17 protein-coding genes and 1 pseudogene are annotated in these 20347 nt (G+C 40.7%); 8 read left to right on the forward strand and 10 right to left on the reverse strand.

The features are described from left to right. Positions 1–162: 162 nt before the first annotated feature. Positions 163–1383 carry an ectonucleotide pyrophosphatase/phosphodiesterase gene (locus RB214_RS18645; protein WP_309169448.1) on the reverse strand — a complete coding sequence of 407 codons (1221 nt, stop codon included), beginning with the start codon at positions 1381–1383 and terminating at the stop codon, positions 163–165. Positions 1384–1545: 162 nt separating this feature from the next. Here RB214_RS18645 and dgt point away from each other — a divergent pair, with 162 nt between their 5' ends. Both dgt and RB214_RS18655 read left to right on the forward strand, forming a co-directional pair. Beyond that, positions 1546–3012: a dGTPase gene (gene dgt, locus RB214_RS18650; protein WP_309169449.1), complete on the forward strand. Its 1467-nt coding sequence runs from the start codon at positions 1546–1548 to the stop codon at positions 3010–3012. A 72-nt stretch (positions 3013–3084) separates the two neighbouring features. Further along, a complete protein-coding gene (locus tag RB214_RS18655; protein WP_309169450.1) occupies positions 3085–4734 on the forward strand; it encodes a cell surface protein in 1650 nt (549 codons plus the stop codon). Between the two features lie 293 nt (positions 4735–5027). On the opposite strand, the pseudogene RB214_RS18660 reads toward RB214_RS18655, so the two are convergent. The 3 genes and pseudogenes from RB214_RS18660 to RB214_RS18670 form a co-directional block, all read right to left on the reverse strand. Continuing rightward, positions 5028–5905 (reverse strand): annotated as a pseudogene (locus RB214_RS18660) (bile acid:sodium symporter family protein). A gap of 86 nt (positions 5906–5991) precedes the next feature. Beyond that, positions 5992–6573, reverse strand: coding sequence for a uracil-DNA glycosylase family protein (locus tag RB214_RS18665; RefSeq protein ID WP_024605213.1), 582 nt, complete (start codon positions 6571–6573; stop codon positions 5992–5994). A gap of 150 nt (positions 6574–6723) precedes the next feature. Continuing rightward, positions 6724–7080, reverse strand: coding sequence for a VOC family protein (locus tag RB214_RS18670; RefSeq protein ID WP_024605214.1), 357 nt, complete (start codon positions 7078–7080; stop codon positions 6724–6726). 227 nt (positions 7081–7307) lie between these two features. Between RB214_RS18670 and RB214_RS18675 the strand changes: the two genes are divergently transcribed. From RB214_RS18675 to RB214_RS18685, 3 genes are read left to right on the forward strand one after another with little or no spacing between them, the layout of a single operon-like run. Continuing rightward, a complete protein-coding gene (locus RB214_RS18675; RefSeq protein WP_024605215.1) occupies positions 7308–7649 on the forward strand; it encodes a hypothetical protein in 342 nt (113 codons plus the stop codon). Next, the gene (locus tag RB214_RS18680; protein ID WP_309169452.1) at positions 7646–9247 is read left to right on the forward strand and encodes a PepSY-associated TM helix domain-containing protein; all 1602 of its coding nucleotides are present in this window, start codon (positions 7646–7648) and stop codon (positions 9245–9247) included. The genes RB214_RS18675 and RB214_RS18680 overlap by 4 nt, the downstream gene beginning before the upstream one ends. Next, positions 9244–9579 carry a DUF3325 domain-containing protein gene (locus RB214_RS18685; protein ID WP_010555203.1) on the forward strand — a complete coding sequence of 112 codons (336 nt, stop codon included), beginning with the start codon at positions 9244–9246 and terminating at the stop codon, positions 9577–9579. The genes RB214_RS18680 and RB214_RS18685 overlap by 4 nt, the downstream gene beginning before the upstream one ends. Positions 9580–9987: 408 nt before the next feature. Here the strand turns inward: RB214_RS18685 and ltrA are convergent, their stop codons facing one another. Together ltrA and RB214_RS18695 are read right to left on the reverse strand one after the other, a co-directional pair. Next, the gene (ltrA, locus tag RB214_RS18690; RefSeq protein WP_309169453.1) at positions 9988–11262 is read right to left on the reverse strand and encodes a group II intron reverse transcriptase/maturase; all 1275 of its coding nucleotides are present in this window, start codon (positions 11260–11262) and stop codon (positions 9988–9990) included. A 911-nt stretch (positions 11263–12173) separates the two neighbouring features. After that, positions 12174–12704 (reverse strand): lipocalin family protein, encoded by a 531-nt coding sequence (locus RB214_RS18695; RefSeq protein WP_024605217.1) that lies wholly within the window; start codon positions 12702–12704, stop codon positions 12174–12176. Positions 12705–12834: 130 nt separating this feature from the next. Between RB214_RS18695 and RB214_RS18700 the strand changes: the two genes are divergently transcribed. From RB214_RS18700 to RB214_RS18710, 3 genes are read left to right on the forward strand one after another with little or no spacing between them, the layout of a single operon-like run. Continuing rightward, on the forward strand, positions 12835–13290 hold the full coding sequence (locus RB214_RS18700; protein WP_002959175.1) for a YaiI/YqxD family protein: 456 nt from the start codon (positions 12835–12837) through the stop codon (positions 13288–13290). A gap of 1 nt (position 13291) precedes the next feature. Continuing rightward, positions 13292–13855 carry a DUF6942 family protein gene (locus tag RB214_RS18705; RefSeq protein WP_024603766.1) on the forward strand — a complete coding sequence of 188 codons (564 nt, stop codon included), beginning with the start codon at positions 13292–13294 and terminating at the stop codon, positions 13853–13855. A 19-nt stretch (positions 13856–13874) separates the two neighbouring features. After that, positions 13875–14267 (forward strand): ACT domain-containing protein, encoded by a 393-nt coding sequence (locus RB214_RS18710; protein WP_024596052.1) that lies wholly within the window; start codon positions 13875–13877, stop codon positions 14265–14267. 182 nt (positions 14268–14449) lie between these two features. Here RB214_RS18710 and RB214_RS18715 read toward each other — a convergent pair whose 3' ends face one another. The 4 genes from RB214_RS18715 to RB214_RS18730 form a co-directional block, all read right to left on the reverse strand. Next, complete coding sequence (locus RB214_RS18715; protein ID WP_024596051.1) at positions 14450–15106, reverse strand: class I SAM-dependent methyltransferase; 657 nt, start codon at positions 15104–15106, stop codon at positions 14450–14452. A gap of 28 nt (positions 15107–15134) precedes the next feature. Then, positions 15135–18785, reverse strand: coding sequence for an AAA family ATPase (locus RB214_RS18720; RefSeq protein ID WP_309169454.1), 3651 nt, complete (start codon positions 18783–18785; stop codon positions 15135–15137). After that, positions 18782–20029 (reverse strand): exonuclease SbcCD subunit D C-terminal domain-containing protein, encoded by a 1248-nt coding sequence (locus tag RB214_RS18725; protein ID WP_024603764.1) that lies wholly within the window; start codon positions 20027–20029, stop codon positions 18782–18784. The genes RB214_RS18720 and RB214_RS18725 overlap by 4 nt, the downstream gene beginning before the upstream one ends. 78 nt (positions 20030–20107) lie before the next feature. Further along, the gene (locus RB214_RS18730; protein ID WP_002959190.1) at positions 20108–20344 is read right to left on the reverse strand and encodes a hypothetical protein; all 237 of its coding nucleotides are present in this window, start codon (positions 20342–20344) and stop codon (positions 20108–20110) included. Positions 20345–20347 lie beyond the last annotated feature (3 nt).

The following is a 20347-nucleotide window of genomic DNA, read 5'->3' on the forward strand; positions in this document are numbered from 1 at the left end:
CACAACATACGTGCCCAATAATTACATTGCAATTAGCGATTGGTTTACAAAAGGTGAAATAAATTCACTTTTTATTTTTCATTGTAATTAACGTCAAAAAGTCACTTTTAACCATTAACATGTTCTTCCCTGCAGAGCGCTTACGCGCTCTTATAAATTAAGCTAATGCACAACCACTTTTTGCTTAATTGCTGGCATTAATGTTTTACCATTGCCATCTACTTTGTTTAACAATTTAAGTCCCATCACTTTTGCAAGTACTGGGTAAATATCAAGGTTATTTACTTCTTTAAGGCTTACACCTTGTTTAAATGCAGGGCCTACAGCAATAAATGATGCTGCCATATCCTCTGTATATGCATAACCGTGAGTCCCTAAATAGGTTGGTTTTTTACCATTGCTAAATACCGCTGGCGCTGTAGTTTGCACCACAATATCGCCGACGCGAGTGCCTTTATTATAATGGTACGCTGCTAATTGCTCGTCTGTTAATACTATATAGCGACCGTTTGACGCATCTCGTAAACGTGCTTTGTAACCTTCAATATCAGCGTTTTTAGCATCAGGCTGAGTATATATAAGTAAACGTGGGCCCGTATTTTTAACTAAAAAGTTTTCATCTTTAGGTAGTGTGGTTACATCAATGCTTTTATCTGGATCTATACTCGTCATACCGTGATCCGAGACAATAACTAAGTTTACCTCTTGCTCTAATTTACTTAAGCGAGTTTGTAATTGCCCCATTAATTCATCAAGCTGTTTAACTGCATCACGCGTTTGTGGTGCGTCTGGCCCAAATTCATGGCCCATGCTATCAACTAGCGAAAAGTAACTCGCAATAAAACGTGGGCGCTGTGCTTTTGGTAAACTTAACCACTGAATAATTTGATCAACACGGCTCTGGTAATCGCTGTATTTAGAATAGTGATAAAAGTAATCTGGTGTCATGCCGTTAAATAGTGCATCTGACTCAGGCCAAAAATATGTAGCCGATTTAAGTCCCTGCATTTTTGCTAAATTCCAAAGCGGAATACCCTTTACCCATGTGCTATCGCCCAATGCTTTGCCCATGCTGTAACAATCGTTTTTACGCGCTTTATCACAAAAGCTATTATCAACAATGCCATGGTTTACTGGCAGTAAGCCCGTAATAATAGAAATATGATTAGGAAACGTTTTAGTCGGATAAACAGGTATTAGTTTTTGTGCGCGAACACCGCGCTCGGCCATTGCTTTTAAATTTGGCGCGCCGTGTTTTTCAATATAATCCCAACGCAGGCCATCGATTGATACAAGCACCACAGTTTGCTCTTTTGCAGCAAACGCGCTGTTCATTCCTAACATTAGGCAAATTGATACTGCCTTTAAAATCCACTGTTTCATTATAAACACCTATAAATGCACAACAATTACTCAAAAAATTATTTTAAAGCAAGTTGTTACTTTATGATACAAACTGATAGATTAAACCCTGTATATTAAAGACAAATGACTATGTGCTAAAAACTATGCCAGTCATCAATTGTAAAAAGGACAAGTTTAAAGATGACCATAGATTTTAGTAAAAAAATAACGCCAGCACGAATGTATCGCACCACAGCAAACTTACAAATGGCGCTAGAAAGCGATCGTGGTCGAATAATAAATAGTGCCGCTATTCGTCGTTTACAGCAAAAAACACAAGTGTTTCCGCTTGAGCGCAACGCTGCGGTACGGTCTCGTCTTACCCATTCGCTTGAAGTTCAACAAGTTGGTCGTTTTATAGTGCAACGTATTTTTGCTAATTTAAGTTACGAGCAACAAAAAGATCACGGCTTAACCGACCTAGAACGCCCCCTAGAAAGCTTAGTAGAAATGGCCTGCCTAATGCACGACATTGGCAACCCACCATTTGGGCATTTTGGCGAAGCGGCTATTAACCACTGGTTTAATAATAACCTAGCAAGCGTAACACCCGAGCGCTGTAAAGAGCCAAACACCGGTATAGGTGTTGTTTTTAAACACCTTGCACTTGATATTTGTAACTTTGAAGGCAACGCTCAAGGCATACGTATAATTCATTCGTTGCTAACGCTTAATTTAACTTATAGCCAAAGCGCCGGTATTTTAAAATACACTCGCCCTGCTGGGCTTGATGTAAAAGACATTCCGCAAAATAAAAACTACTTAATGAAAAAAGTAGGTTACTACTACAGCGAAAAAAACTTTGTTGAGGCACTACAAAAAGAGCTCACTATTGAGCCTTACTGCCGCCATCCCGCAAGTTATATAATGGAAGCCGCTGACGATATTTCTTATTGCCTAGCCGACATAGAAGACGCCGTAGAGAAAGACATAATAAGCACCGAGCTACTGTGCGAAAAACTTAAAAGTAGTTACAAAAAAGTATTAATAAATCTGTTAATCGACGACGCTCAACATCAAAATTTTGTAGACAAAGCCGTAGACTACGCACTAGAGCGTGCACAAGCACAACCGTATAATTTTAATAGTGAATTTTTTATATACCTGCGAGTTGCATTGCTACATCCGCTAGTAAACCACGCCGCAAAACGCTTTATTGAAAACATAGAACCTATTTATCATGGCGACTTTAACCAAGCGCTTTTAGAAGATAGAAGCCACTTGCATGCAGTAACTAAAACACTAAAGCAAGTAGCGCTTGAACATGTATTTTCAAACAAAGAAGTCGAAAAACTAGAGCTGCAAGGGTATCGTATAATTAATGGTTTGCTCGATTGCTATAAACCATTACTGCTACTAAACAAGGATGACTTTAAGCGTGCACTAAATGGCGATTCACGTTTATTAATAGAGTCGCGACTTGTTAAAAAGCTCTCTAAAAAGCACTTAAATAGTTACCAACACGCAATAGATGCGATGCAAGAAGAGCCCGATCACTTTGCGGCATACGAGTTTTATTATCGTTGTAGATTAATCCAAGATTATATAAGCGGTATGACCGACCAATTTGCTTACGATGAATATCGCAGCCTTATGGTTATTGATTAGTTGTATTACTCTGGATAATTTTTAATTTTGCGCTTAAAATCAAACTATTAATATTTAAGCGCGCATAACTTCATGATATCAAAACTAATTAGATTTACCCTTTGCTTTGCCTTATTTTATAGTGCGCAAAGTGCTGCATACAACGAAGCTATGTGCATTTTAATTAAACAAGAAATGCAGCAAAATAGTAATAATAAAGCGAGTCAAAAATATCGTAAAGCTGCGCGTGATTACAAAAATAACTGTAATAAGCCAAAAGAAATTCAAGCACAACCTAAGCCCCAAATAATAGAGCCTGAGCCGACTATTATTACTCAGCCACAACCTAAAATTGTTGAACCTGCCCCTGTAATTAAACCCACTGAAGAAGCTGTTAAAGAAAGCATCAACGAGCAAACACTTAATTTAACTAATGATCAAAAACAACAAATAAACGATCAGCTAAATACCAACAGTAACGAAATAGTAATTGATGCAGAGCCAACAAAAACAGTACCTGAGCAAGTAGTTACAGAACAAAAAAGCGAAGCCGCAATAGAGCAAGTACAACCGGCAACGCCAAAGCAAAGCGTTCAACCTACGCCTGAAAAGCCTGTACCTGTAAAACCAGCACCTGTGTTAACTAAACCAGCGCCAGTAATTGCGCCGCAACCTGTAGCGCAGAGCCCAAGCTCGTTACTTTTACCCACTTTAATACTTGTTATAGTGGTACTTATTGGCGCTATGGTCGTCGTGCGCCTGCGCCGTGCAAAACAAAGTAAAGCGATGGCAGAACCTACTATGGCGGCTCCACCTGAAGTTGAATCAGAAAAAATTGCTACGCCAGTGAAACCTGAAACTAAAACAACAAAAGAGCCAGAGATTGAGCCTGTTGTCATCAACGAAGTAACTCAAGATAATAAACCAGTTGAGAGCAGCGTAGAGGCAAATGAAGAGCCTTTAGAGCCTACGAACACTGCACAAAATGCTGATATTGAACATACACCACCGCAAATTTCAGATGAGCAAAACAACGTAGTTATACCATCGCAAACAAGAGAAATTGAGCCTGCACAAATAGAGCCAGCAGATACTTTAGAGCAAACAAGTACCGCTACATTTAACGAAGTAAAACAAAAACCAGAGCCTAATACAGCCGAATTTGAAGCCGCCGCCAAAACAACCTTAGAGCGTATTAAAAATGCCAGCAGCTTTAATGAGCCAGAAGTACGCGACTTTGATCCAGATGCAAAGCCTGTAAAAAAACAACGTAAGCACCACACAGCGCAAGTAATGGAACCTGCGCCAATAGAAGCCGAACATAACACTGTAGAGCCGGTTATTAGTACTCCTGAGCCAGTAACAGCGAGTGAGCCTGTTGTAGATTTACACGCACCAGAGCAAATAGCTGACGCTCAATCGACTACATATACAACAGAGCAAGACTTTAAAGAACCAGAAGTGCGTACATTTAACCCAGATGCACCATTACCTGGTGAAAAGCCGATGCCTAAAAAAGAAGACGCGATACCTGAGCAAGCACAAACAACACCGCTAGTTGATGAGCCAGTAATTGAGCCTAAAAAAGCAGACAGTAACAATCCATTTGCTAACTTATCGTTAGACTCAAGCTGGGATCCTGACTCGGCTGAAAAGCCCAAAATAGAAGAGAAAAAACGCGCGCCTAAATCGCAAGCATTAATAGATGCAGAAGAACGCGCTAAAAACATGCAAACCAAATAGTAAGTTTTAAAGTAGCGCCTCATATTTGAGGCGCTGTTTTTCACCGTATTACTTACACTCTTATCCCATCCTAAAATGCGCCTTAGTAATTAGAAGCTTCACTCCTCACGCAAACAAGCTCAGCGCCTAGTGCAATATTCAAGCTTGAGAGTCTTTTGTAAGCCTACAACTTGTTGACGCGATGGGTGCTGAGCATACATTTAACAGGTGGTATTTTTAGACTGGAGTTTACGGCTACGTTATCCGCAGCCATAAATTAAAGTAACTTGGTCAACATGCCCTAATTAAAAGTCCTAGTTAACAGCCCTAGCGGTACGTTTATTTTTAAGCTTTAACCCGCCAATTAATAGCAGTGGCCCTATAAACATAGCAAGGCCATACACGCCACTGGTAACCGCGTATTCTGGTTTATTCAAAAAGCTAATAGCAATTAAAATAGCTAACGATGCATTTTGAATTCCAACCTCAATTGAAAGCGTCAGCGAATCAGTTAAATTTAATTTTGAACACTTAGCAATTAACCAACCAACAACCATTGAGCCAATATTAAGCACTATGCACGCCCAAAATACATCGTTAAATGAGCTAACTAATAAATCGCGCTCTTTTATTACTAGTGCGGCAATCATCATAAGCATAAAAAACAACGAGAAGCGTCTAAAAAACGGCTCTGCTTTAATGGCAAAATCACTTTTAAAGTGACGTAACCAAATGCCTATAGCAACTGGCACTAAGGTAAAAAAAATAGCCCTAATGAAGTAGTTAAAATAGAAAAAGTAGCATCGTCTGCTGGGGCAAACTGACTCATAGCAAAGCCAATAATAAACGGTGTGGTTATTATACTAATTGCAGTAGAGGCAGCGGTTAAACTTACCGAAAGCGCTAAATTAGCTTTAGCAAGCTGGCTTACTACATTTGACATAGTACCGCCGGGGCAAGCAGCTAATATCATTAAACCAATAGCGATAGGCGTTGGTAGGTTTAGTAAATAACACAGCCCTAATGCTAATAAAGGCATTGCTACAAGTTGGCCTATTAAACCAATGACAATGCCAAGCGGGCTTTTAAATAAACGAGTAAAATCGGTTGTTGTGAGCCCAAGACCCATACCAAACATAATAAGTGCAAGAGCGAGCGGAAGTATTACCTCGGTTAATATAGATGCATTCAAATTAGACAGCCTCGTTTGTTATTGTTTTTAATTAGAGTGTTAATTTTTAAGTTAACTGTAACGCCCCTTTACAATAACTAGAAGTATTACTTATTTAAAATAGCAGCCACGTGCTTATCTAGTTCTGGAAGTACATCTTGTTCAAACCATGGGTTCTTTTTAAGCCATATATTATTACGCGGACTCGGATGTGGAAGCACTAAATAATTTGGCCAATACTCACGCCACGATTTTACTAACTCCGTAAGTGGCATTTTTTTAGCCTCTGGTAAATGATACGCCTGCGCGTATTTACCAAGCACTATTGTCAGCTCAATATTTGGTAGTGCAGCCAATAATTGCTCGCGCCATGCAGGCGCACATTCTTTTCTCGGTGGTAAATCACCCGACTTCCCCCTACCCGGGTAGCAAAAGCCCATAGGTAAAATGGCTATATTATTAGCGTCGTAAAATTCATCACGTGTTAGCCCAAGCCATTCTCGCAGGCGGTTTCCGCTTGCATCGTTAAACGGCACACCTGTTTCGTGAACTTTGATTCCAGGTGCTTGCCCTGCAATTAAAATACGTGCGTTTTGGTTAAATTGTATAACAGGGCGAGCCCCTAAAGGTAAATGAGGTTCACAGATCACGCATTTACTAACTTGCTCTATTAATTGGTGACTATTCATGCTTATTTGGCCTTAAATGCTTAATATTTATCCTAAATGGCCATTTAGGATAAATGAGTTGGTAAAAAATCGGTTTATTTTAATTAAAACGAGCGTTAGTTAGTAAAATCGTGATCTTTAAGCTCATTCGCGCTACAAGCCTTGTAAAACCTAGTGTTGCTCTGCCCATACAGCAAATTCATTGCCGCTCGGCTCTGCAAAATGAAACCGGCAACCACCCGGAAATTCAAAAATAGGTTTTAATATTGTGCCACCATGGAGTTGTACTTTTTTATACGTAGCGTGAATGTCGTTACTATAAAAAACCAATAACGCAGCACCATTTTGAGTTAGCGATTTAAGCGGCGCATTAAAAAAGCCACCATCGAGCCCTTGGCCACTAAACGCCATGTATTCTGGGCCGTAGTCAGTAAACTGCCAATTAAATACACGACTAAAAAAGGCCTTAGTTGCGGATAAGTCGCATGCAGGAAACTCAACGTAGTTTAGTTTTTCGTGATCGCTCATCGTTATTCACTCTTTATTTTTACTCAGTTTATTAACCTTAAGCTTTACATAGAGCCAGTGCAATATCATTAAACAATATCAGATCAGTATTTTACTAAGTAATTAAGTAAGCATAACTTACTTAAAAATTAAATATCACAAATGAGAATAACTATCTTTTGTATTTGTAACATATATAATAGCGCCTTTGTTTTATCCTCAGCTTTAAATAAAGGGATTAATTAACTATGCAGGCACCTTTGCACAGTGCGCCATTCGATAAGGTTAACGTGATTGCGCTTATAGTAAAAAGCGTAAGCAGTTATCGAGTTTTGGTATTTTTACGTTTTTTTATTGCCATAATTGGTGGCTATGCTTTTACCTCTGCAAGCACTGCGTTATTAAGTTTTGTATTGCCAATAGCTAAACAAGACGCTGTGCTGTTTAGTGTTTCAATCAGCATTTTAATTTATGCCGTTGTATTTATTTATGCTTTTAGCGTTAAATCATTAAAAACAGCATGGATCAGTATTTTACTAAGTACAGGAGCGTTCATTGGATTGCTTGCATTACTGAAGGGTTCGGTATGAAAGACAGCTTTTTCAGATCGATGACTTGGTTGCACACTTGGGTAGGGTTACTCGTTTGTTGGTTATTATATTTAATATTTTTTGCAGGGACTCTTAGCTTTTTTAGAGACGAAATAACGTTGTGGAATCAACCAGCCATTCATAATGTGCAAGCCCAAACACAGCGTATAGAAGCGCAAAAACAACAAATAATTACCGGATTTGATTACTTAGCTAACCATGGAGCTCACTCATCAAGCTGGCGTATTACATTACCCGAGCCACGCATTCCTTATTTAATTTATGGTTATGCAAAACCAAAAGAGCCAGGTCAGCGCCGCAGCCGGTTTGAAAACACACAGCTAAACCCTAATACCATGCAAGAGCTTGAGCCCTTTGTAGATACTAAAGGCGGTAACTTTTTTTATCGGCTGCACTATGATTTACATTACATGGATGCAATAACCGCACGCTGGATTGTGTGCTTTGCTAGCTTTTTTATGCTGATTGCCATTATATCGGGGGTGGTTATTCATAAGCGTATTTTTAAAGATATGTTTAGCTTTAGGCGTAACAAAGGTAGCCGTACATGGTTAGATGCCCATAACTTAAGCTCTGTGCTTGCCCTTCCTTTTCATTTAATGATTACTTACACGGGTATAATTACACTTATATTTATGTTGTTTCCCTACCCTGCGCAAACGTCTTACGATAACGGCATGCGTGGCTTTTTTAACGATGTAACCCCTCGCAACACCATGACCGATAAAGCCCAAGGCGAATCGTCAATGGTGCCGATTCAAAGCATTTTGGATCAGGTTTATACTAAGTGGCCTCATGCAGATATTACTCGCGTACAAGTTAACCAACCAAATATGGCAGCTTCAACAATTACCATATTGGTAAGCGCAGGTAAAACACTGCGTGACCAAGCACCACGCTTAATATTTAGTGGTGCTACAGGGCAAATGGTCGCTAAAACTGATGACGAGCTAACTAGCAGCAAAGCGCTTTACGAATCACTTAATTCAATGCATACAGGGCGTTTAGCTACGTGGTTACTGCGTTGGTTATACGTATTAGGCGGTATTGCAGGCTGTGTAATGATTGGCTCTGGCTGTATTATGTGGGCTAAGCGAATTCGCGAGCGAACTAAAAATAACGTTAAACCTTCGTTTGGTTTAAAACTAGTTGAGGGGTTAAACCTAGCCACTATAATGGGACTTCCACTGGCAACGTGTGCATTTTTTATTGCTAACAGACTACTTAGCCCAACTACCGCAGAGCGCGCCGATAAAGAAATACTCGCGTTCTTTTTAACATGGCTAGCGGTTGCTCTTTTAGCACTTATAAAGCGCGACACACTGCAATGGCGAGTTATGGCAGCTATAAATGCTGTTGCATGTTTAAGCGTACCGGTTATTAATGCACTTACAACTAACGGTAATCTAATTAGCTATTTGATGCACAAACAGTGGGCTTTATTTACTTTTGATGCACTGTTTTTGTTATTTAGTATATTGTTTTTTATGCAAACCGAAAAATTACGTACTGCTAAAAACAACTCAAAAATAATCAGCCCTAGTCAATCTAATAACCTTAAAAGGCAAAAACCATGATTGATTTACTTGGGTTTAGCCTATGCCTGCTCAGTTTTAACTGTTTTGCGCTGGCTAAGTATAATCATTTTAAAGATGTATTTAAAAAACGCCCTACAGAATCCCAACGTAAAAAGCTGCTATTAGCTGCTTGGATCAGTATTTTACTAAGCTTGGTGCTTTGTATAGTTACTCAAGGTGGGTATGGCACATTACTATTTTGCGGTTTTATGAGCCTAAGTATCTTAATTATAATGGTTTTTTATAATTTTTTAGTAGGCTACGTGAAGTGGTTTAGTGTTTTAAATAGCGTGTTAGTTGTACTAAGTGGGTTGTTTTTAGCATTAAACTAGCCTTAGTTAGTAAAAACGTGATCCGTTACTTTCTCATAGATTAGGGCGTGTTGATCTTTGGTGGGTGAATTTGCAGCAGACTGTTTGGTATTTAGGCAAGGCAGAGCCTATGTAGTGTGGTTATTCCCCATAAATAGGCGATAACGCAGCATAAATACCAAACATGCGCTGCCCTTTGGGTTCTTTCTAGGGACGATTAACTCTTTGTTGCTCGGTTTTTACTTAGCCCACTAGGTTACAAACCTCGCGCCGCGATTTAATCGCCCCTAGATTGAACAGATTTCAATCCACAAAGATCAACACGCCCTAGGCAAAATCGAGTAGGGTGAGGCTTATGCCTCATCCCTCTCACAGAACCGTACGTACGGACCTCGTATACGGCTCCTGTACCCTTCACATTTTATCAACTTATTTCCTAAACGCTGATAAAGCAAGCCATCCCGTATTCACTTTTTCTATTGGATATAAACCAAGCTCCTCAAACCATTGGTTTGGCATCGATACACAAGATAAAGGGCTTAGTGAGTTACGCCACGAGTTCATCTTTATGAACTTAAACGGTGGCTTTTTCCCTAACTGCTTTAGTCGTCGATGTAGCCTTGATGGCTTCTTCCACAACCTCAGCTGTATTGCCCTTAGTCTTCGTCTGATCCAACCTGCCAAGGCTTTTAGCTCTCGCTTACAATTGGCTATACTAAAATAATTTACAAAACCGCGCACAACTGGATTTAGCCGCTTTATTACTTCTGCTAAATTTATGCCGCCGTTACGTTTTGTTAATTGCTTCACTTTTTGTTTAAACACGATGAGTTTTGATGCTTGTATCCGTGTCCACTGGCTACCTATCTCTACTCCCAAAAACTTCACACCTTTGCTGCTATGAGCAATATGGGTTTTCTTTTGGTTCACGGTTAATTTCAAGTCTCGCTCTAGTATTTGGGTGGATGCCTTAAGTGCTTCTTGCGCTGCTTTTTCTGTGCTGCACAAAATCAAGATATCATCTGCATACCTCACTATTCGGTGATTACGCTTTTTCATTTCTTGATCGAAAGCATCTAGGTAGATATTCGCCAATAACGGGCTAATTACGCCACCTTGTGGGCTTCCTATCGTACTAGCCTCCCAGTGTTCGCCTATCATTACCCCGCTTTTTAAGAACTGATTAATCAGCTTTAAAATACTACTGTCCGTCACTTTGCGTCTAACACTGCTAATTATCAAAGCATGATCAAGCAGGTCAAAACACTTCGACAGATCCATATCAACCACCCACTCACGGTGATATTTACGAATAAATACCGTGGCTTTGCTGATGGCGTCATGACAACTTCGTTTCGGCCTGTACCCATAACTTGATGGGTGAAAGTCGATGTCGAAGAGCGGTTGGAGAATGTTCAATAGTGTTTGTTGTACTATGCGGTCGCGAACTGTTGGAATTCCCAGCAGTCTCACACCACCATCATCTTTCGGTATTTCTATCCGTTTGACTGGCTGTGCGCGATACTGCTTGCTTTGCAGTTCACCTTGCAGTTGTTTCAAGTTTTCTTCTAAATTCAAGGCGAACGCGGCTATGGACTGCCTATCTATTCCGGCCGCTCCTTTAGCTGCTTTCACTTTTTTGAATCCCTTGTACAGGTTATTAATGTCTAATAATTGTCCGTACAAGCTGTAGTAAACTGTCATTTTCTGCCTTTGCTTGCGGTATGTCTGCTCGTGTCATTCTACTTATCGCTGAATCTTCATGATGACATTAGGTGTGCTAGCCTTTTTTTTGGCAATCTGCCTAAGTGGTCAGCCATTACTCCATTGCTCGCCCTTCAATTCTCAGCGTCTACATTCCTGCTTGGCCGTCATGTCTTGGCTATTTCCGTCGAAATACTTGTGAGCCAATAAACAAAAGTCTTCGTCTTTCATACGCTTAAAGAATACTTCCCCCCTTCGCAATCAATTAAAGCTTTTGGCTAAAATTGACCCCATCAAACATAATGTTGATGGTCGGCTTGGTTTTCCCCTCCACACCATTACTGGCTTTCATCGGCCTAGCCTTACTCACTACTACGGGTTCATCTGCCACCTCACACCGACACTAAATCTTGGCTTTCACCTTGTATTTAGGCCACTTACTCTCATTAAGTTTAGATGCCAGGCTTCCCCAGTTACTGCACTGGCTCCCTGTTAGAAATCCCACCCTCAAGCACAGTATTGGTCTGACTAAGTATAGGGCGTTGCGCTATTTTGCACGCTGACCCACCAATACTGCCGAAACAGGTTACGGTTAGTTGTGTACCTCTAACTTCTTATGGCTTCCTTCAGACCCCACCGTTGGCCAGTGACGCCCTTGCCATTCAGATTATCTTCCCCTTAGTCAGGGTGATAAGGCATCTTTCAGCCTATCGGGTTTGCCAGCTTCGCTGGGCAAACAAAAATGGCAAGCTATATAGCTTGCCAACAATAGGGGATATTCAGTGTTTCCAATACTTGCTGTCTCACGGCAAGTACACACAATATAACCATAATATATTTAAGTTACTTTACAGTTCAATTACTCTTTTATTACTACTTTAAAAACGTATATAACTAACTGTAAACCCCCTTTACATAGTCTCTTGGTTTACCCAAATTATTTCATCGGTAGCAAAGCCTAACTCTTTAGCTTTAGTTAAAAAATGTTCTTTAAGCTCTTTGCTAACCGTTGGTGTACGCGACAAAAACCACAAGTAATCTTTGTTGTAACTGGTTATAAATGCATATTGATAATCGGGTTGGTCAAGTTCAAAAATCACGTAAGCGCCATAAAATGGACCAAAAAACGAGACTTTAAAATGCCCTGTGTCGGTGCCCTCAACAAACTTGGCTAAGCCTTCGGCGTCATCCCATTTTTTATCATCCGTTAAATACCCTTTGTTAAGGACCTTTACTGTGCCGTCGTCGTTAATTGAATAAGTCGCGGTAACTTGCTCCATCCCTTCTTCGAATGAGTGATTAAGACGCGCTATTTCAAACCATTTGCCTTTATATTTTTGTATATCAAAGTTTTTAACGGGTGTTATTCCCTCAGGAGGGCTGGTGCAGGCACTAAGAAAAAATAACCCTGTAATAAGTAAACCGTATTTAATAGCCTTCATGTAAGCTCCTTTTTTAATTACATAAATCGTACGTATTATCTAAATATAGATGGATATAAAGTTTGCTAGCCGATTAAAAAAATTTGCTATAGGATCATATTAATTCTAAAGCAATAAAAATGACCATAGCATGAAAATTTGGGTAGATGCAGACGCGTGTCCTGTTGTTATAAAAGAAATACTTTTTAGAGCTGCAGAGCGTATGAAAATCGAGACTATTTTAGTAGCGAATCACGCAATGCGTATTCCGCCGTCAAAATACATAAGCCGCGTTCAAGTATCGTCGGGATTTGATGTAGCCGACGACGAAATAGTAAAACGTGTTGAAAAAGGCGATTTAGTTATTACGGGCGATATTCCGCTAGCAAGTGAAGTAATTGATAACGGCGGGCAAGCGCTCAATCCGCGTGGCGAGCTTTATACCACCGAGAATATCCGTTCAATACTTAACGTGCGCGACTTTATGGATACCATGCGCTCAAGTGGCGTAGAAATGAGTGGTGGGCCGCCGCCACTTAGTCAAACTGATCGCCAAAACTTTGCAAATAACCTCGACCGTATTTTAGCGCAAAACAAGGCTAACTAACTTGAATACCCAATTAGTTGGCTTAGGTGATACGCAATTTAGCGTGGCGGTATACGTAGCAAAAGCGCCGCCAATGCCTTTTTTTGAAACACTTGAATGCCTTGAGCCTGTTATAAATGAGCAAATAAATACCATAAACCAGCACTGTGGTAATGGTTGGCGCAAAGTGTTTAACGTATACGCCAAAGTGCTATTTTCCCTACCAAGTGAGCATTACTCATTTGCTAAACAAGCCCCTACTTGGCAGCATTATCGTGATGAGTTTTTACTACAAAAAAGTAGTAAAACCGCCCTGCTATTTAGCGCGCCTGACACTACTATTACTTGCGCAGATAAAGCTACTAGCAATCAAAATCAGCTACACATAATTGCTGGGCGTACGCACGCTAAAAACTTATTACAACAAGGTAAGTTGCATGCACAATTTGATTGGCTCGACGACGAGTTTGCAATAGACACCAGTAACAACATTATTGTGTGCCCGTATTTTGATTACAGGCAATTAAGTAATATAAAAATTGCGAGATTAAGCGAGCTAGTCGCGCAGCTAAAAGGCACTAAATAACACATTGTAAGGAACGACCATGGCCGGAATTTTAGAGTTAAACGAATTATTAAAATCAATGCAGCCTGTGCTTAAACAAGGTGAATACATATTTTGCTGTTTGGCAGGGAAATTGGCTGATTATGTTCACTTAGAGCCACTTGCCACTTACGTTGAAGAGGAAGGCCTAACCCTTATTTTAAAAGCTGAAACCGCCGATAAAGCAGGTATTACTTACGAGGGTAAATATAATTTAATTACTCTTAATGTACATTCAAGCTTAGAGGCCGTTGGGTTAACAGCTGCGGTATCTGCAAAGCTAACTGAGCATGGCATTAGCGCTAATGTGGTAGCTGCGTTTTATCACGACCATATTTTTGTACAAACAGACAAAGCACAAGCCGCGATGAAAGCGCTTGGAGAGATTGGTTAGGATTGCTGGCACAGTAATGATCTGAGTGATGTGGATATTAGAGCGTCGGGTGGCGCTTCACTTATCCGACCTACGCTTAGAGAAACTTCGGGGTGTAGAGAGGGTTATATAAAAACACCGAGTTTGTTCACTCGGTGTTTTTATTGGTGCTAAATAGCGGGTGCTTGTTTAGCTTGTGAAACTTAAACTACATATCCGCTAAAACCTAGGGCTTTAAAATACAGCTTCGGAATGCCAAATTTGCACTCATTTAGCAATTCGCTAAAGCGCATTCTATCAAGCGGGTAAAACTCATTTTCTAAGTCGTGCCCTGTTTGTGTTTTACCTGTTTCGGTTAAACCCAATTGCGCGCACGTTGTGAGCTGGGCTTCGCGCTCAAATGAAGTTTCGGGGCGCATTAAATCTGCAATAAAAAGGTTTGCGTCTTTTTTAAGACTTCCTTTAATTGCTTTTAATAACTCTTTTTTATCGCCGTTATCTTCTAAAAAATGCATTACTAATAAACATAAAACGGCATCGGCTTTAACCGATAACTTATCAACTGGGCCATTATGTACATCTACGCGGCTTGTTATGCCTTGTTCATCAAATTGCTGCTGTGCGATAGCAAGCATATCGGCTGATGTATCTTGCGCAGTAAATTGCCATGTAGGGTTTAGTGCAGCCAGTGCAAGTACTTCTTTGCCTGTGCCTGCCCCTACTACCAAAATATGCGCATTGTCGCTTAGCGTTGCTTGTAATTGCGCATTAGTGAGCTGATGTAATAATTCATAACCAGGCACTAAACGGGTTATGCGGCTATCGTATTGTGTTGCTTGCTCGCCTGTAAACGTTGGCATTGTATCTCCTTGTTTTCAGTAATGTTGCTTATAAAACTTCAACTGTGGAATATCCACCTGGCTTTTTGGCTACATGCACTTGAGTGGCTACACGCTCGCTCATTTGTGTTACGTGCGATATAACGCCTACTTTTCTGCCTTGTGCTTGCAAAGAATCCAAAGCGTCCATTGCAATGCTTAGGGTTTCGCTGTCTAACGTACCAAACCCTTCGTCAATAAACAAAGAATTGATTTGTACTTTGTTAGACGAAAGCGATGCTAAACCAAGTGCAAGCGCTAGCGATACTAAAAATGACTCACCGCCCGAGAGCGTATTAACAGAGCGTTGCTCGTCGGCCATGTCGCGGTCGATAATTGCAATGTCGAGCGTTTGCGCTATGGCGGTTAATTCGTAGCGTTTGTTGAGTGTTTTTAAGTGGCTGTTGGCATAGTGCAGTAATATTTTTAACGTTTGTGTTTGCGCTAAGTTACGCATGGTTTTACCCGTTGCATCGCCCAATACTTTATTAAGCAAGTGCCACTGCTCTACCTGTGTTTTAAGCGTAGTTAACTCGGCTTGTTTGCCTTCAAGCGCCTTTGCGTTTTGGTTGTGTTGCTCAATAGCGGTATTAGTTGCTAGTAATGAATTTTGCAGCTGCGTTTGTTGCTCATTTAAGCTACTTAATTGCGTACTTAAAGCCTCTGCACTTTGAGTTGGTTTATCGCTACTGTTGTGTTTTTCAAGCGTAAGTTGCTGCTGTTTTAATGCGGCATTTGCATCTGTTAACGCTTGAGTTAACTGCTCGTGTTGATTTAAATGTGCTTTAATAGTATCGCTACTGAGCGTTAGTAAAATTTTGACCTGTTCGTGCGTTACATCGCTGTATTGCGCTTTAAAGTCAGTAAACCACTGGTTATAACGTGCCTCAAGTGTTGCTAGTTCTTGGCTGTTTTCAAGTAAGCGTTGCTCCACATTTTTAAGCGTTATAGCGTGCTCATCTCGTTGTTTTATAGCGTCGTCATAGGCTTTTTGACTCGCTTGAACCTGCGATTGCATTTGCTCTTGCGCACTTGTAAGTTTTGCTTGGTAGTCGTCTGCGCTTATTTGCTCGTTATTAAATAAAGCTAAGCGCTCACTTTGCACAGTGCTTAGTAAATTTTTAGCTTTAACAAGCTCTTCATTAAGTGCTTTTAACGATTGCTCGCTTTTACTAACAAGCGGTGTGAGCTGCTTTATTTGCTCACTAGCTGTGTCTTGGCGCTTTTGGCTTTGCTCAAGTTGCGTTTGAGTTTGCTGATACTGCGAAACCTGCTCGTGCAGCTCGGTAAGTTCAAGCGTATTGGCTTGTAGTTGCTGCCAAAAATCACTGTTTTCAAATTGGCTATTAAGCGTTGTACCCAGCTCGTTAATTTGCGCGCTTAGTTCGCTATGCTTACTCGTTAACTGGTTTTGCTGGTGTGTAAGCTCAAGGTGTTTATTACTCAGTTGCTGCTGTACTTGCTGCTCTGCTTTAAGTGCTGCTTGTAGCTCATTTACTTTAGTTTGCAGTGTACGTTGACGTTTTTGTTGCTCAAAGTATTGCGCTTTTTGCTGCGTTAGTTGCTTATAAGTTACTTCAAGCTGATCAGGCGTTAAGTCGTTAAGCTCACTACGTGCGCCTAGCATGGTATTTCTAATGTCGAGCTGTTTGGTTTTTGCCGTTTGAATTACTTGCTCAAGTTGTCCGTTTTCAGCAGTTAATACAGCATGTTGAGTTTGATGCTTATGCAGCTCACTTTGTGCATGGTCAAATTGCTTTTTAGCGGCATTAAAAGCGTTTTCAAAATCGGTAATTAAGTTATTTAATTGCTGATTTTGGTTTACCGCATACGGATGCTCCGTTGCGCCGCACACTAAACAAGGCTCATTAGGGCGAAGCTCAGTGCGTAAATGCTCTACGTTTTCGCTGGCTCTTAAGCGCGCTTGGTTAAGTGCGTACTCGCTGCCTTTAAGTGCTTGCTCGCTGGTTATTAAATGCTGATTAAGTAAAACATGGACTTGCTGGCTTTCATTTAGCTGCTGATTGAGCACTTGCTGGCGTTGAGTGCTTTGTTTTAGGTCCGCATTAAATTGCTTATAGCGCTCTCGCTGCTCTTTTAAGTAATCAATACTTTTTAGCTGCGCGTCGCAGTGCTCTGCATTAAATTCATTAAGCTGAGTGTTTAAAACCTGCAAAGCTGACTGCTCGCTCGTAAGTAACGCCTCGCACTCCTGCACTTTATTACTTTGTGTATTTAAATGCTTGCTCTGACCTGCAAGCTCGGTATTAAGAGTTTGGCTTTGTGCAAGGTTTGCAGTTAATTGCTGTTGTGCATTTAAGTAGGTATTAAAGCTTTGCTGATAGTAGCTCCAGTCTTTTGCTAAAACGTGCAGCTGTGCATGCTCACTAAGCCATTGCTGGCTTTTAGTTGAGTCGGTATTAGCGAGTTCTAGCTCGTTATTGCTTTGTTTAAGCTGCTGCGTGAGCTCATCAAGTTGAGTTTGCTCTTTGGTTATTTGCGACTCTGCGCCTTTTACAGCTTGAGTTTGCAAAGCAATGCTGCTGTCGAGCTCTCTCGCTTTTGCTATAACGGGCGCTGCATTTTGTTTTTGCTCATTGGCGTTATTAAGTAGCTCAGTATGCTTAGCAAGCGCGGTGTTACGCTCGTTAATTACCGCTAAGTGATCAACACTTTTAAGTGATGTTATTTGCTGATCTAACGCCGTATTTTGATCGGTTAATTGAGTAAAACGGCTGCGGTTATCTTTTATTTCAAGCGCCTGCTTGGCTTGTTTTGCTTGCTCGCTTTGATCAACGATACTTTCAAGCGCTGAGCTTGCTTGTTGCTGGGTTTGCTGTGCCTGCAGTAAGCTTTGCTCAAGCACTGTAGCTTGCTGATACCAGTTAAGTGCTTTTTCGGTTTTGGTTAGCTCTTTTTTAGTGTGTTCGGTTTGCGCTTTTAAATCGGTTAACTTGGTTTGTTGTAACTCAAGTTCATCGGTCGTTAATAAGGTATAGCTTTCAAGGCCTGCTTTAAGCGCTTCAAGCTTTGCCACTTGCTCTTTATGGCGCTCAAAAATACGCACGCCAATACGGCTAAATTTATCGGTGCCTGTTAAACACTCTAAAAGCTGCGCTCGCTCATCGCCAGTGGCTTTTAAAAATGCAGCAAACTCATGTTGCGCTAAAAGTACGGCACGGGAGAACTGCTCAAAGTTAAGCCCTATTTTGCTCTCAACTTCTTTTATTGTGTGGCTTTTGTCAGCTATAAGGGTTTCGTCTGGCAGGGTTACTAATGTGTGCTCTGCTACTTTAAGTTTGCCAGTTACTTTTTTAAGGGTCCGTGCAATTGTATAACGCGCACGGTAAAGCTGTTTATCTTGCCCTAAAAAGTCAACCTCGGCGTGGCCTTCCCATGTACCTCTGCGTAGTAGGTTTCGCGCATCATTAAGCTTAATGCTGTCGCCATTAAACTCAATTAAGTTACCTTTATCGCCGCGTAGCCTCGCTGTTTTTGTATAAAGGGCTAAACAAATCGCATCTAAAAAGGTACTTTTACCAGCGCCGGTATCGCCTGTTATTGCAAATAAGCCTGCATCTTTTAATGGGGCTTGAGTAAAGTCTATTTCAGCATCAACTATTGAAGCTAAATTATGAATACGAACTGCGGTTATTTTCATAGTTGCTCTTGCTCCGTAAGCTCGTTTATCACGTCACTTAAAAGTGCTTTTAGCTCATCGGGTACGCTTTGCCCTGCCATATCTTTATCGTTTGCAAATGCTTGTTCTAATAAGTTAAGCGGGTTGAGCATTTCAACTTCGCTTAAATCTTCAAATACGGTGTTGTCGTCATTTTGAGTCGATTGCTCACGTACACGTTCAATACCACAAAATTTAATATGCTTGCCTTCAAGTGCTTGTTCTATTTGTTCTCTAAAGGTGGTGTCGGTATCGCTTGATTTAAGCTTTACCCGTAAATAAGGCGCTATTGTATTTTGTGCGGTGTCGAGCGCTTTAATTTGCTCGCATAGTTCGCTTAATGGCACGCACTCCCCTTTTGGTAAAATAATTACATCGGCAGAGCGCGGAATGTAAAGGGGGTTTACAGTTGTACTAATGTGTTGTTTTTCATCAATAATAAACTCAACAACATTTACTTGGTGCGTGTAGTTACGTTCTGAAAACGACATAGGTATAGGTGTGCCGCTGTAGCGAATAATATCGCTTTTAGCGACTTGTTGCGCTTTGTGTAAGTGCCCAAGGGCAACATAGTTGGCTTGTTTACCAAATACATTGGCTGAAATAGACTCCTCACCACCTATTACTAAGTTACGCTCAGAATCACTTGAGATATCCCCGCCTTTTGCGTGTAAATGCCCCATAACTATTAATGGTGAGTTTTGCTCGTTTATATTAGTAGCTTGCTCTAATGCAAGTTCATAAGCTTTTGCAACGCCTTGAGCATAACTAGGGCCGCTTTCGGTTTGGCTAAGTAAACTTACATCGCTTGCACGTAAAAATGGCATAGCGACGATTACAGCGCGTTTACCATTGGTATTTATGGTAATAACAGTTTCATCGTGTGTTGCGACATCAAAGCGCCCTACTACGTGCGTATCAAACTGTGCAAGTAATGGCTGAGCTGCCAAAATACGATTTGCAGAGTCGTGGTTACCCGCAATAATCACTACATGTAATAATGGGCATGCTTTTTTGGCGTCTTTAATAAATTGATAAAGCTGATTTTCGGCGCTAGCACTTGGAGTCGCTGTATGATAAATGTCGCCAGCAACTAGAAGTAAGTCTATTTGTTGTTCAACAAGAGTGGCTAATAACCATGTAAAAAAAGCTTGATGTTCAACACGGCGATCGTGTTCGTAAAATTGTTGGCCAAGGTGCCAATCTGAGGTGTGGAGGACTTTCATGTCGCGCTCTTAATAAAACCGTAAGAGCGCCAATATACCCAAGGCTGTTAAAGATGCAAGCCTAAGACATGCATTACGTTAGGTTAAACTGTACCAAGCTGAAAAAACAACCGGTAATGCTAAAAGAGCCATTAATAATGGAATTTTTAACGTTTTAGTTTGTTTTGCGTGTAGCGCCTTTAGTGCATTAGTTTCGTTGCACGCTGCTACTTTATCGATATAAAAATAACCCGAATCGAGATACTGCTTACAGTTATTCTCACTTGCTGGAATCGCAATTAGTTCTTGTTGTTTTTTTAGGATGTAAAAATCCATAAG

Origin of the sequence: Pseudoalteromonas sp. HL-AS1 (assembly GCF_031198785.1) — a bacterium.
In the GTDB taxonomy this organism is placed as follows: domain Bacteria; phylum Pseudomonadota; class Gammaproteobacteria; order Enterobacterales; family Alteromonadaceae; genus Pseudoalteromonas; species Pseudoalteromonas distincta.

What these genes read in the sequence shown, in the direction of transcription:
- RB214_RS18645 (WP_309169448.1), bottom strand. Translation starts at nt 1,383, where the DNA reads ATGAAACAGTGGATTTTAAAGGCAGTATCAATTTGCCTAATGTTAGGA.
- dgt (WP_309169449.1), top strand. Translation starts at nt 1,546, where the DNA reads ATGACCATAGATTTTAGTAAAAAAATAACGCCAGCACGAATGTATCGC.
- RB214_RS18655 (WP_309169450.1), top strand. Translation starts at nt 3,085, where the DNA reads ATGATATCAAAACTAATTAGATTTACCCTTTGCTTTGCCTTATTTTAT.
- RB214_RS18665 (WP_024605213.1), bottom strand. Translation starts at nt 6,573, where the DNA reads ATGAATAGTCACCAATTAATAGAGCAAGTTAGTAAATGCGTGATCTGT.
- RB214_RS18670 (WP_024605214.1), bottom strand. Translation starts at nt 7,080, where the DNA reads ATGAGCGATCACGAAAAACTAAACTACGTTGAGTTTCCTGCATGCGAC.
- RB214_RS18675 (WP_024605215.1), top strand. Translation starts at nt 7,308, where the DNA reads ATGCAGGCACCTTTGCACAGTGCGCCATTCGATAAGGTTAACGTGATT.
- RB214_RS18680 (WP_309169452.1), top strand. Translation starts at nt 7,646, where the DNA reads ATGAAAGACAGCTTTTTCAGATCGATGACTTGGTTGCACACTTGGGTA.
- RB214_RS18685 (WP_010555203.1), top strand. Translation starts at nt 9,244, where the DNA reads ATGATTGATTTACTTGGGTTTAGCCTATGCCTGCTCAGTTTTAACTGT.
- ltrA (WP_309169453.1), bottom strand. Translation starts at nt 11,262, where the DNA reads ATGACAGTTTACTACAGCTTGTACGGACAATTATTAGACATTAATAAC.
- RB214_RS18695 (WP_024605217.1), bottom strand. Translation starts at nt 12,704, where the DNA reads ATGAAGGCTATTAAATACGGTTTACTTATTACAGGGTTATTTTTTCTT.
- RB214_RS18700 (WP_002959175.1), top strand. Translation starts at nt 12,835, where the DNA reads ATGAAAATTTGGGTAGATGCAGACGCGTGTCCTGTTGTTATAAAAGAA.
- RB214_RS18710 (WP_024596052.1), top strand. Translation starts at nt 13,875, where the DNA reads ATGGCCGGAATTTTAGAGTTAAACGAATTATTAAAATCAATGCAGCCT.
- RB214_RS18715 (WP_024596051.1), bottom strand. Translation starts at nt 15,106, where the DNA reads ATGCCAACGTTTACAGGCGAGCAAGCAACACAATACGATAGCCGCATA.
- RB214_RS18720 (WP_309169454.1), bottom strand. Translation starts at nt 18,785, where the DNA reads ATGAAAATAACCGCAGTTCGTATTCATAATTTAGCTTCAATAGTTGAT.
- RB214_RS18725 (WP_024603764.1), bottom strand. Translation starts at nt 20,029, where the DNA reads ATGAAAGTCCTCCACACCTCAGATTGGCACCTTGGCCAACAATTTTAC.
- RB214_RS18730 (WP_002959190.1), bottom strand. Translation starts at nt 20,344, where the DNA reads ATGGATTTTTACATCCTAAAAAAACAACAAGAACTAATTGCGATTCCA.